General features: G+C 59.6%; 10 protein-coding genes and 3 pseudogenes. 9 read left to right on the top strand and 4 right to left on the bottom strand.

The genetic code is table 11. From position 1 onward, the window contains the following. Positions 1–207: 207 nt before the first annotated feature. The 3 genes from ACFO3E_RS12840 to ACFO3E_RS12850 all read right to left on the bottom strand — a co-directional run bounded on the left by ACFO3E_RS12840 (position 208) and on the right by ACFO3E_RS12850 (position 3,751). Positions 208–1,245, bottom strand: coding sequence for an LLM class flavin-dependent oxidoreductase (locus ACFO3E_RS12840; protein WP_380805231.1), 1,038 nt, complete (start codon positions 1,243–1,245; stop codon positions 208–210). Between the two features lie 47 nt (positions 1,246–1,292). Continuing rightward, positions 1,293–2,453 (bottom strand): sulfotransferase family protein, encoded by a 1,161-nt coding sequence (locus ACFO3E_RS12845; protein WP_380805233.1) that lies wholly within the window; start codon positions 2,451–2,453, stop codon positions 1,293–1,295. Between the two features lie 71 nt (positions 2,454–2,524). Further along, positions 2,525–3,751, bottom strand: a complete 1,227-nt coding sequence (locus tag ACFO3E_RS12850; RefSeq protein ID WP_380805235.1) for a DUF1214 domain-containing protein — start codon at positions 3,749–3,751, stop codon at positions 2,525–2,527. A 77-nt stretch (positions 3,752–3,828) separates the two neighbouring features. On the opposite strand from ACFO3E_RS12850, the gene ACFO3E_RS12855 reads away from it, so the two are divergent. Continuing rightward, positions 3,829–4,056, top strand: a complete 228-nt coding sequence (locus ACFO3E_RS12855) for a hypothetical protein (RefSeq protein WP_380805238.1) — start codon at positions 3,829–3,831, stop codon at positions 4,054–4,056. A 223-nt stretch (positions 4,057–4,279) separates the two neighbouring features. Then, entirely contained in the window at positions 4,280–5,146 is an 867-nt protein-coding gene (locus ACFO3E_RS12860) for a helix-turn-helix transcriptional regulator (protein ID WP_380805241.1), read from the top strand. A gap of 106 nt (positions 5,147–5,252) precedes the next feature. Here ACFO3E_RS12860 and ACFO3E_RS12865 read toward each other — a convergent pair whose 3' ends face one another. Next, positions 5,253–5,837 carry a TetR/AcrR family transcriptional regulator gene (locus tag ACFO3E_RS12865; RefSeq protein ID WP_380805243.1) on the bottom strand — a complete coding sequence of 195 codons (585 nt, stop codon included), beginning with the start codon at positions 5,835–5,837 and terminating at the stop codon, positions 5,253–5,255. A gap of 127 nt (positions 5,838–5,964) precedes the next feature. On the opposite strand from ACFO3E_RS12865, the gene ACFO3E_RS12870 reads away from it, so the two are divergent. The 7 genes and pseudogenes from ACFO3E_RS12870 to ACFO3E_RS12900 all read left to right on the top strand — a co-directional run. Then, complete coding sequence (locus ACFO3E_RS12870; RefSeq protein WP_380805245.1) at positions 5,965–6,819, top strand: LLM class flavin-dependent oxidoreductase; 855 nt, start codon at positions 5,965–5,967, stop codon at positions 6,817–6,819. 101 nt (positions 6,820–6,920) lie between these two features. Continuing rightward, on the top strand, positions 6,921–7,667 hold the full coding sequence (locus ACFO3E_RS12875) for an NADPH-dependent F420 reductase (RefSeq protein ID WP_380805247.1): 747 nt from the start codon (positions 6,921–6,923) through the stop codon (positions 7,665–7,667). A gap of 151 nt (positions 7,668–7,818) precedes the next feature. Beyond that, complete coding sequence (locus ACFO3E_RS12880) at positions 7,819–8,535, top strand: SDR family NAD(P)-dependent oxidoreductase (RefSeq protein ID WP_380805253.1); 717 nt, start codon at positions 7,819–7,821, stop codon at positions 8,533–8,535. A gap of 44 nt (positions 8,536–8,579) precedes the next feature. Beyond that, a pseudogene (locus tag ACFO3E_RS12885) lies at positions 8,580–8,747 on the top strand (IS3 family transposase); the annotation flags it as partial. A 10-nt stretch (positions 8,748–8,757) separates the two neighbouring features. Continuing rightward, positions 8,758–8,895, top strand: a pseudogene (locus ACFO3E_RS12890) (IS3 family transposase); the annotation flags it as partial. Between the two features lie 64 nt (positions 8,896–8,959). Beyond that, positions 8,960–9,955, top strand: coding sequence for an IS110 family RNA-guided transposase (locus tag ACFO3E_RS12895; RefSeq protein WP_380805250.1), 996 nt, complete (start codon positions 8,960–8,962; stop codon positions 9,953–9,955). A gap of 238 nt (positions 9,956–10,193) precedes the next feature. After that, positions 10,194–10,613: pseudogene (locus ACFO3E_RS12900) on the top strand (IS3 family transposase); the annotation flags it as partial. Between the last annotated feature and the right edge of the window lie 267 nt (positions 10,614–10,880).

Below are 10,880 nucleotides of genomic sequence, written 5' to 3' on the forward strand. Positions count from 1 at the left end.
TTCAGAATAATGCGCAAAACTAGCAATTCGCTCCAAATGCCTAATCGCCATCCTGCATCCTCGGCCGGTTGCAAAAGTCTTCCGGATCTTCATCATCATGACGGCACCTTAAATGTGATCATCGGCCTTCGTCATGGAGGTCTCGTCGTGTGGAGAGCAATCGGGAAGGTGGCTGCCATGGATTGTACGGCACCGAATCTGCGAAACTCATCGATATCCATTTGCCAGGCCGCCATGCCCGTCCAGGGGACTCTCCTGTGCCGCAAGCTCGGGAATGATCCTGCTTGCAATCAGTTCAAGGCTCTTCCAGGAAAATTCAGGGTCGACTCCGCAGATCAATGGATTGATGACAATGTGTCGCCCAAGGTCGTGTCGCTCCCGGCAGTAGGAGAGACCTTCATCCGGCGTGAGGACGAGATAGTTTCCCGATGCGCGAAGCGCCTCTGTGGATTCGGTGCTTTGTTGATGCAGGGCCTGGCCCGCACTCGCGGCGTTGGCCGCGTAGGCGTTGTTTTCATATAGCGCATAGGGTGCAAGCTCGGCCCAGGCTTGCTCGGGGTCTTCCGCGATATGGATGACGGTGACGCCATTGCCATTGATCACCCTGCCGGGCGCCTTGCCCAGTTCGGCGCAAACACGACGATATTCCGCCACATAATCGTCGCGATAGGTCATGGGATAATAGCCGTCACCGAACCTGGCGGCACGGTGCGCGGCGGCCCGCACGCCGCCACCGATGAAGAGCGCAGGCCCGCCGTCTTGAGCCGGACATGGTGTGACGCGGATCTTGCGGCCCTCATATTCGAAGCTTTCCCGCTTCAGCGCGTGCCCGAGCGCTTCGAGCTTGCTGTCCATGATCCGGGCGCGGTCCTTCAGCGATATGCCGAACATTGCGAACTCGGCCGGCATGTAGCCCAGCCCCAGCGTGACATCCAGCCGGCCGTTACTTACTATGTCCACCATGATGCAGTCCTCCGCGATCCGGATGGGGTCATGCAGTGGGAGGATGATGGCTGATGGCTGGAAACGGATGGTCGACGTGCGGCTCGCCATCGCCGCGGCCATGATGAGCGGCGATGGATTGACATTGTCGGGCGTGCCGTGATGTTCGGTCAGCTCTACCCGGTGGAAGCCGCGTTTGTCCGCCCATTCCACCTGTTCGATGGCCGCGCGCGCCAGTTCGGCGGAGCCTCGCCCGAAAACGGCGGGACTTCTCAGATCATATCGCAGCCAGAATTCCAGCATCGCCGCTTACTCCCATTCAAACATGCCCCGGTTTCGGGGCACTTCCATCACGACATATAGGCGGAGAAGCGGTCGATATAGGGCGCGAAGGCTGCGCGTATGTCCGCATCGCTCATGCCGATTTCCTGGGTGGAATAGGACGTCCTGCCATGCTTGTCTCTTGGATTGCGATCCTCCCACGCCTGGATATTGGCCAGCGACGCCTCTGAAAGGTCCATCTCCAGGAAATCATATATCTTTTTCGTGACGGCCGCGCCTCCCTGCGTCACTTCGCGAAAGCTTAAGTCGAGGATCAGCGCATCCGGATTGCTGTCGCGCCACTTCATATGATCGACGGTCTGCCGGGAACAGGCCTGGAGCATTTCCGACGCGAGGCTTTCGCTCGTGTCGACGTGCGAATACAGCTTGCGCACCGCCATCATCGTGTGCGTGACCGACGGCATGCATTTGACCGGGTCACGATGGGTGAAAATGAATCGCGGCTTGGCATAGATTCGGGAAAGCCGCCCCTCCGATCCCAGATGGAAGGGGTTCTTGAACAGCCAGGGCTTGTGTCTGCCCGCCGGGAACTGCCACTGCAAATATTTGATCGCCTTGATGAAATAGTCGAATGCGGGCTGCAGGTCCGCCTGGTGAAGCCATTCCATGAAGTCTGCTGTGCCGGTTACGCCGAAATTCAGCACTTCGCGAAAAGTGCTTTCCATAAGAAAGCAGTCCTCTTCCGGCTCTTCGGTATGCATCGGGTGCCATTTGGCGATCTCCGGTGAGACCGCGTACATCCATTTTTCATATTCATAGGTCTGGCGGATGCGTTCGTCCCTCCCGCTGTCGGCGAGGCCCGGTATGCGGGCAAATCTTGAGGCGCTCCACAGGCGCAGGACCTGGAAATCGTCCGAGGCGCCGAGGAAGCGCTGCAATTTCGTGCTGCCGGTGCGGGGCAGGGACGCAATGATGATCGGTGAGCCCAGTTCTTCATCCCCGATCTCGGGATGATCTTTCAGGTCCTTGGCGAACCATAAACGATTGACCAGCATATTGAGAAGCCGCTCGCGCAGTGCATCCTGCCGGTCGTGGCGAATAAGGCCCGACTTGTTGATGCCGTTCACCAGGACATCAAGTCCTTCCCTGAAATCGTCCGGACCGAAATCTGAAAGGCCTGTGCGATCTTCTGCCGTCGAAAGAAGGTCATCGACGTCGAGCATGGTCATGCTATTCTCCATCAAAAAAAGGATTTACGGGCAGCAGGCGCGACGCGACCTTGGCTGAACCGGTGTGATTGTTACCAACGGTGCCGCAACTGAATGGCCTTACGTCGCGCACGGATCGCCGCGTCCCGTGCCTCTGCCGTGACAGCGGGCGTGTCGGACGGAAGGTGTCGCAGCACATCGTCAGTCTTCAATTTGATCACATGAGGCGTGGGATAATCGGACGCGTCGGTCCACCGTCCATAGACGAACCCTTTTTCGCGGCCTGCGGTATCAAGCCAGTTGGGTACGCCCGGATCCTGCGCCGAAACGACCATCCGCAACTTCCCGTCGCCGTCGATGCGGGCGGTATGACCGTTCAGGCTCGACTGCCGGTTAACCCAGTCGATCGACTGCCAGAAATCGTCGGTCAGATGAAACCCCCAATAGGCGCATCGTTCGGGGACGTCAGATTCGATGATCAAGGCTTCATCGCCGGCCAGTTCGAACCTGCCCTCGACAAAGGCCTGGTTCGCCAGCCCGCCAAAGTCGGAATAGTCCTTGCAGGTGAAGATGTTGGGCGGTCCGGCTCGCAAGTGACGCGTGGACAGGCCGTCGAAGGTCACTTTCCCATAGGTTTCAATATAATGCGCGACCTTCTTCAGAGCGCTGTCTATCTCATGGGCGGACGGGCGGGGCTTGGCGGCGGGCACATCCAGCCGTTCGATGGTGAAGCGCCCGTCCACTTCGTTGAACCAGTCATAGTGGCGCTGCCGGACGATCACAGCGGTTGCTTCGGATTCAAGCTTCCACCAGTCGCCCTCATAGCCGTGCGGTCGTGCGGGGCTAAGGAGGATCTCGAACGCGCCATCGTCGGCCAGCCTTGCCGAATCGAGGTCAAACACGCCCTTTGAGCCACCCACGGGAGAAGCTGGATTGTCGATCATCCGCGCCACCGATCCCACGTCGCCGCCTAATTGGAGAGAGACGATCCTCGCGCTCCCCCGGAAGCCGGAAATGCGATAGCTTCCCTGATCGTCGATCACCGCCTGGCTGAGCGTATCGTCAGGATTGGGAAATCCTTGGCAGAACAGGTGATTATAATAGGGCAGGAACTCCGGATATTGCGGGTCACTTATCATGAACAGATATCCGACCGATATTTGCGAATAGAGAAATTGAAGCAGTTCACCTGACCACTGTTCATCATGAGGCCGGTCCGAAAGGGCGGAAATATTCTCCGCGAGTGGCGCGAGTTGATCCAGATATTCGCGCCAACGAAATAGAGTCTGAGCTGACACGCCGGCCATATTCGAATTCATGCATCCTCTCCCGCGCCTGACGCCATCCTTCTTGGCATGACGCTGCCGCTGATTTTGTTTCCGGTCATGAGACAGGCTTGACACAGGCGGCAGGCCATAGCGCCTCCCAATTGGGAGAATTGCGCGGCATGCCGTTTTTTGTCGAGCACGCAGATGGGCTCGTCGATGCGGGAAACGCCAGGGAACCGTTCCCCATCCACCCTTTATCGATTATTGTTGAGCTTGGCGCGGCGATCCCGCGAAAGGTTTCGGTGGAAAATCGCGATAGGGGAGATGGAGGGGTTGATGCGGGTCCTGAACAGTGACGAAGATGCCCTACTTAATGCCCTGTATGATGTGGGGGCGGATGGACCGCTCTGGTCCACATTCCTCGATCGGCTGCGCTCGCATGTCGGTGCCAGCTATGCCGACATAGACTTTCGTCCGCCTGACCGGCCGGCAGGTGATCCAGTCATCCTCTGCTCTGGCGCCATACCCTCCGCCGAGATGCGGCGGCTGTATCGACAGGAATTCTATAAGCGGGACCCGGTGCCCTATCATCAGCTTCGTGAGGGGCGCGCCCACACGCTGGCGGAACTGCTCAACATAACGGATCACAGAGATCATCAGTATTTTGCCGATTTCCTCGCCCCGATGGGCTGGAACTGGGTCCGCATGATCCGCTTCACCGAGCCTGGCGGCGTCAGCGCCTGGCTGAGTATCGTTCGGGATGAGCGCGATTTTAGCGCAGGGACGAGCACCCTGCTCGAAGCCATATGTCCGCATCTGCGCAGGGCTCTGAGCAGCTATCTGGCGATCGAACGTGAACGCTTTCGCGCCGACGTCACGGCTGGAGCGATGAAGCGACTGAACTTCGGTTGGTTCGGCATGGATGCGGACAGACGCATAACCGGGGCGAACGATCGTATGGAACGACTGCTTGCCCAAAGCCCGCATTTGCGCCGGGATGGGCAGGGCCGGCTTTACGCGTCGCAGCCTGCGGTTCATCAACAGCTTTGTGAAGCGATGGAAACATGCCCCGCAAATCGCAGCACTCGCCCGCGGGCCATCCACATCAGCACGGATCCCTGGCTGGAACTCTTGATCGTGCCGGTGGAGGACCGTCCAGCGTCCGCGTCACCTGTGCCGGTGGCGATCGCCTACATTCAGGACTCCAGCCCCGCGTCAGTCGACAATCATGAGCAGATCTCGGAACTTTTCGGGTTGACTAGAAGTGAAGCCAGGCTCGCCCTTGCCATGAGCCGGGGAATGACCATTGCGCAGGCAGCCAGCGCGCTGGGGTTTACGCTTGAGACGACCCGTAACTACTCAAAAAAAATCTACGCGAAAACCGGTGCCCGTGGTCAGGCCGACCTTATTCGTCTGATGCTGGGAGGAGTGCTCGCATTGGCGTAGCTGCGTTCGCAAATCGTTTGGTGCGAGGCATCTTTTTCAAAAGCCTCCGCGTCCAATTTGCCCGCAATGCCATCGCTCATGCCGGGCGGAGCCGAACCCGTAGAGCCTACGAGGCAGCGCTCTCCCGCCAACCTGACTGCAGAACAGTTCGAAGAACTTTTGTGGTATCTTCGCCAGCAATCGTGTCACCACCCGCCCAAGCAATCGCAAGAGCACCGAGAAAAAGGTCGCGTCCGGTCACCTGAGTACGGGCGTGACCTTTATCTTGCGCCGCCTTAAGAAGCCGTTCGGTCGTTGCAATCACAGTATGGCACGCCTGGGAAAGGGGGGACTCGCTCCGGCACGCGGCCCTCAAAGGTTCGGGTAAGCCTTCATAGGCAAGCATCCAGTCGCCGAGTGCTTCGATCCAGCGCTCCAGCGCCCGAGCCTCATCGGTCTCTTCAGCTTCGATCGCGAGGCGGCGTTCTTCCAACCCCTCATAGTGACGGTCCAGCAGGGCGGCCAACAGGGCGTCCTTATTCGGGAAGTTGCGATAAAGAGTGCCGGCGCCAAGCCCCGCCATCTTGGCGATCGCATCCATGGATACATCGATGCCATTGCGAGCGAACGCGGCTCGAGCCACTTCGAGAATGTGGGCGCGGTTATGCTGCGCATCTCGTCTGGAGGCTCCCTTGATCGGCGATTTGGACATATCGATTTTTACCTCTTGAATATCGGAGACACTCTCCGTATCTGCAAATTATGAATCGGAGACGCTCTCCATATAGTGGGTTGCTGGCAATAGAACAGGTCCAACACCGTCAGCGAACGAGAGTGCCATGGCCAGGCAGATGATGATCGGCATGCATCTGGGGAACGGATACGGCAACTTGCCAGGTGCCCGGCGTGAGCCTTCGGTCGATCCTCGCAGCTACACGGATTTCAATGCGAAGGTCCGCTACGCACAGGCCGCCGAGCGCGGAAAGCTGCAGTTTCTATTTCTGCCCGATGGCCCGACGCACGTCGGTGACATCGCGAATGAACCCCCAAATTTCAACCTGGACGTCATGGTCACGCTCGCGGCAGTCGCTCGCGAGACGAACCGGATCGGGCTCGTTGCGACTGGCTCCACCACCTTTAACGAACCGTTCAATCTCGCACGGCAGTTCAAGGCGCTCGACATTCTGAGCCATGGTCGGACGGGATGGAATGCCGTGACCTCGAGCGGTGAGGATGTCGCCGCCAATTACGGCAAGACCTTGCCGTCCAGCGCGGATCGCTACAGTCGCGCGCATGAGACGATCCAACTCGTGCAATCCTTGTGGGGCAGTTGGGGACGCGACGCCTGGGTGCCTGACCAGGCGACCGGGCGGTTCGCGGAAGCTGGGGCGATCGCGCCGATCAATCTTGGCGGCACCTACGTCGCGTCACGCGGCCCGCTCTACATCCCACCTTCCGAACAGGGGCAGCCCGTCGTTTTCCACGCCGGCGGCAGCCCGAACGCGCATGAGCTCGGCGGCCGCTACGCGAATGCGGTGATCGGCGCGGCATTCACTATCGACGATGCGCGTGCACAGCGCGCCGCGTTCCGAGACGCGGCGGAACGCGCAGGTCGGGAACGACGGGGTAGATGCCTTCGTCGATGGCGTAGTGCCACTGTTGCAGGAGCGCGGCATTTTCCAACAGGATTATGAGGGTGCCACCCTGCGCGATCCCCTCGGGGCTCCCCCACAATATGGCATCGATCCGCGACTGGCGCGGTAATCATCATCACAGGTAAATGAAAGGAAACAACATGGACATTGGTATTATCGGCGCGGGAAACATCGGTGGCACGATCGCCCGCAAGCTGGCGGCGGCCGGACATAAGATCAAGCTGGCGGGTGCGGATAGCCCTGAGAAGATCCGCGACAAGGCAGAGCAGATCGGTGCGACTGCAGTTGAGGCGCGGGAAGCGGTCAAGGACGTGGAGGTCATCATCCTCTCCATTCCCTTCGCGGAGATCCCGAACGCCGCATCGCATTTCGATGGCGTTCCGGAAGACGTCGTGGTGATCGACACCGGCAACTATTATCCCTTCCGTGACGGCAATATCGCCGAGGTCGACAACGGCAAGCCGGAGAGCGTCTGGTCAAGCGAGCAACTTGGCCGGCCCGTCATCAAGGCGTTCAACGCTGTGCTTGCGGAGACCTTGGCAAACGGCGGCTCAGCAGGACACACAGATGGCCGGATCGCAGTGCCCGTCGCAGGTGATGACGCCCGTGCCAAGGCAATCGCGTCCAGCCTGGTGAACGAAACCGGCTTCGATGCTCTCGACGCAGGCGAGCTGGCTGGCTCATGGCGGCAACAACCGGGCACTCCGGCCTATTGCACCGAGCTTACGCTGCCCGAGCTGCGCGATGCGCTGTCGGCGGCGGACAAGGCGCGAGCGCCGATCGATCGTGACGCGCTGATAAAGAGCTTCATGGAAGAAACATTCCCGCTGACTCACGAGCAGACGGTAGCCCGCAATCGCGAGGTGACCGCGCCCCGCCGGGCATAAGCCGACGTCCTGCATCCGAGGCGCGCCTCAAGCGGCGCGCCTTTCCAGCGTCCGAACGAAGCCAGCCCGTAATAACACTAAGGAGCCTCGAAAATGATTGGAGTTCTAAGCGGCAAGGTCACCAACATTACCCGCGCCGGCTCCGGCATCGCTGCCGCGCAGCGGGCTTTTTCACAAGAAGTGCGCCCGCATCCTGCTGGCAGACGTGAGCGGGAAGGAAGCCGAACTTACAGCCGAACTTGGCGAGGGCATCGCATCCTGCCGGGCCAACGTTAGCAAGAGCGCCGACGTGCGTGCGATGGTTGAGATGGCTATCGCCGAGTTCGGCCAACTCGACATCCTCTGCAACGTGGCCGGGATCACCGGGCCGCAAGGATCTGTCGAGGACGCCGACGAGGAAAATATCGATCGCGTGATAGCGGTGAGCGTCCGAGGCCTGCTGCTCACCATGAAACATGCCCCGCCGCATCTGGTGGCCGGCGATGGCGGCGTCATCGTCAACATCTCTTCGGCCACGGCGCTTGTCGGCATGCCAGGCCTTACGGTCTATTCCGCCACCAAGGGTGCCATCATCGCGGCTACTCGCGTCGTTGCCGCGGAATATGCCAGCAAGGGCGTGCGCGCTAACGTCATTTGCCCCGGCGGGATCGAAACGCCGATCTACCTTGAGCATCTGGCACGCGACCCCGAGGCGGTGAACAAGACCGTCAGCCTGATACCCGCCGGACGGGTGGGCAAGCCGGAAGAGATCGCGCAGGCGATGCTGTTCCTCGCTTCCGACGCATCGTCGTACATGACGGGCGCGGTCGTGCCTGTCGACGGTGGCCTGTCCGCCGTCAGCACCCATGGCACAGATTTGCGGTTGTGAATTTAGGAGGATTGGGGCTTCGTCATAGTGACGAAGGAACGAAGATGAAGCCCCAATCCTCCTTGAAAAAATCGTCGGCCAAGGCCCCTGCGGAGCGGGTGGTAAAGGACATACGACGGCAGACCCGACGCCATTTCTCCGCCGAGGACAAGATCCGCATTGTGCTGGAAGGCTTGCGCGGTGAGGACAGCATTGCCGAGCTGTGCCGCAAAGGAAGGGATCAACGGGATCAAGCCGGTCCGCACACGCAGACACAAGGTTACGACAGACAGTCACCATCGCCTTGGTGTCGCGGCCAACTGGCTCGACGGTGACTTTGCCGCCGATGCACCCAACCGCAAATGGGCCGGCGACATCACTCGGCGTAATTGATCGCCCGCGCTTTCCGGCGGCATACTGACGCAGCCGTAAAGAGGAGGCCAAGATGGAACGCTACTTTGTAGGACTGGACGTTTCGAAGGACGAGACCGCGATCTGCGTCCGGGATAATGATGGCAGATCGGTACTGGCGACCAAGAAGCCGACGGATCCCGATGCGATCGCCGGTGCCTTGTCCGCCAGCGGGCTGCCGATCATCACAGTCGTGATGGAGACGGGTCGCATGGCAAACTGGCTGTATCACGAGCTCGCTCGCCGTGGCGTGCCGATCGTCTGCGTCGATGCGCGTCAGGCGGATGCGGTGCTGAGCCAGATGCACAACAAGACAGACGCAAACGATGCCGCGATCCTGGCCGACCTTGCCCGTACCGGCTTTTATCGCAAGGTCATCGTAACGAGCCAAACCGCTCAGGAACGCCGCGCGCTGTTGCGAGCGCGGGAAGTAGCCATCAAGACCCGGATGAACGTCGAGAATATGATCAGGGGATTGCTGGCCAACTTCGGCGTGGTGTTTCCCAGGCATCTGCGCACCTTTGAACAGCGAATCCTGGATGCCTCAACCCGTGCGCCGATGCTGTCCGACATCATCATGCCATTGCTCCGGATCCGGACCGAGGCGCTACGCCAAGTCGCGCAGCTCTTCAAAGCCATGCTACGGCACACGCGCGAGGACGATACGTGTCGGCGCCTCATGAGCATTCCAGGGGCTGGAGCGGTCAGCGCCGTCACGTTTGTCGCGACCATCGACGATCCCGCGCGGTTTCGCCGCTCCCGCTCTGTGGGCGCTTACGTCGGACTGACATCGCGACGATTCCAATCCGGCGAAATGGATTATGGCGGACGTATTTCGCGACGTGGGGACCAGATGTTGCGGACCGTTCTGTATGAGGCCGCCAGCGGACAGGGGCTGAAAGACTGGGCAATGGAGTTGAAGAAGCGCACCAGTCACAAGAAAGCGGTTGTTGCCCTGGCCCGCAAGCTCACGGTCATCATGCATGCCATCTGGCGCGACGGCACCACCTTCGAGTTGAAGGAGGCATGAGATGAAATAGCGCAGGCGTCAAACCCGCGCCTGTTATTGTTGCCGTGTCGGTCGAGGCGGCAGGCGGTCGACCCAGCCCGTGAGATCTACGTGCGAGCACGCGTCGCGAATATCACCCTCGGGACGTCGAAGCCTTGGATGCCGAGATGAAGCGCTCATCAGAGACGACTTCGAAAAGAACCTTGCAGTCGACCAGCTACAGCCGCAATATCACCAAGCGCGGGCGATCAATTAAAGAACCTATGTCTGGACCTCAGAAGGCTGGCTTTACCTTGCCGTCATCCTCGACCTGCATAGCCGACGTGTCGTGGGCTGGGCTGTCAGCGACAGGATGAAAAAGGATCTGGCGATCCGGGCGCTGGATATGGCGGTGCGGCTGCGTCAACCGCCCGAGGGCTGCATTTTCCACTCCGATCGCGGCAGCCAATATTGCTCCTACGCCTATCAGAAAAAGCTGCAGGCCTATGGCCTGCGTCCATCAATGAGCGGCAAGGGAAATTGTTACGACAACGCCTCCGTCGAGACCTTCTTCAAATCCCTGAAGCGGCAAGCTGAAGCTGGCATCTTCCAGTACATCAACGGCTTCTACAATTCCCGGCGGCGCCATTCATACCTAGGTGGCATCAGTCCGCTCGCCTTTGAGGCCAAGGTGGCATAATGAGATAGGTGACCGGCGCAAAACCGTTACAAGTCCAAGGCGACGGTGAGGACGCAGTGGACATGGTGGCGGATACTGTGGAAAGATCCGTCCCACCGCAAGCCCGTCTCCCTCACAGTAGACACACTGGACATGGACAGTGATGGTATTGCTATTAACATAATCCTTATTATCGCGCCGAACGAGTGTAAGCGCCATTTAGAAATGTCACCCTCTGCAAATTAGAGATGTCACTGGTGGCATGGTGCTCCCTGGATGCAGGGAGTA

The organism is Sphingobium tyrosinilyticum, from assembly GCF_042654265.1.
In the GTDB taxonomy this organism is placed as follows: domain Bacteria; phylum Pseudomonadota; class Alphaproteobacteria; order Sphingomonadales; family Sphingomonadaceae; genus Sphingobium; species Sphingobium tyrosinilyticum.

Coding starts and splice junctions, on each gene's coding strand:
- ACFO3E_RS12895 (WP_380805250.1), top strand. CDS start 8,960: ATGGAACGCTACTTTGTAGGACTGGACGTTTCGAAGGACGAGACCGCG.
- ACFO3E_RS12845 (WP_380805233.1), bottom strand. CDS start 2,453: ATGACCATGCTCGACGTCGATGACCTTCTTTCGACGGCAGAAGATCGC.
- ACFO3E_RS12875 (WP_380805247.1), top strand. CDS start 6,921: ATGGACATTGGTATTATCGGCGCGGGAAACATCGGTGGCACGATCGCC.
- ACFO3E_RS12850 (WP_380805235.1), bottom strand. CDS start 3,751: ATGAATTCGAATATGGCCGGCGTGTCAGCTCAGACTCTATTTCGTTGG.
- ACFO3E_RS12840 (WP_380805231.1), bottom strand. CDS start 1,245: ATGCTGGAATTCTGGCTGCGATATGATCTGAGAAGTCCCGCCGTTTTC.
- ACFO3E_RS12865 (WP_380805243.1), bottom strand. CDS start 5,837: ATGTCCAAATCGCCGATCAAGGGAGCCTCCAGACGAGATGCGCAGCAT.
- ACFO3E_RS12870 (WP_380805245.1), top strand. CDS start 5,965: ATGGCCAGGCAGATGATGATCGGCATGCATCTGGGGAACGGATACGGC.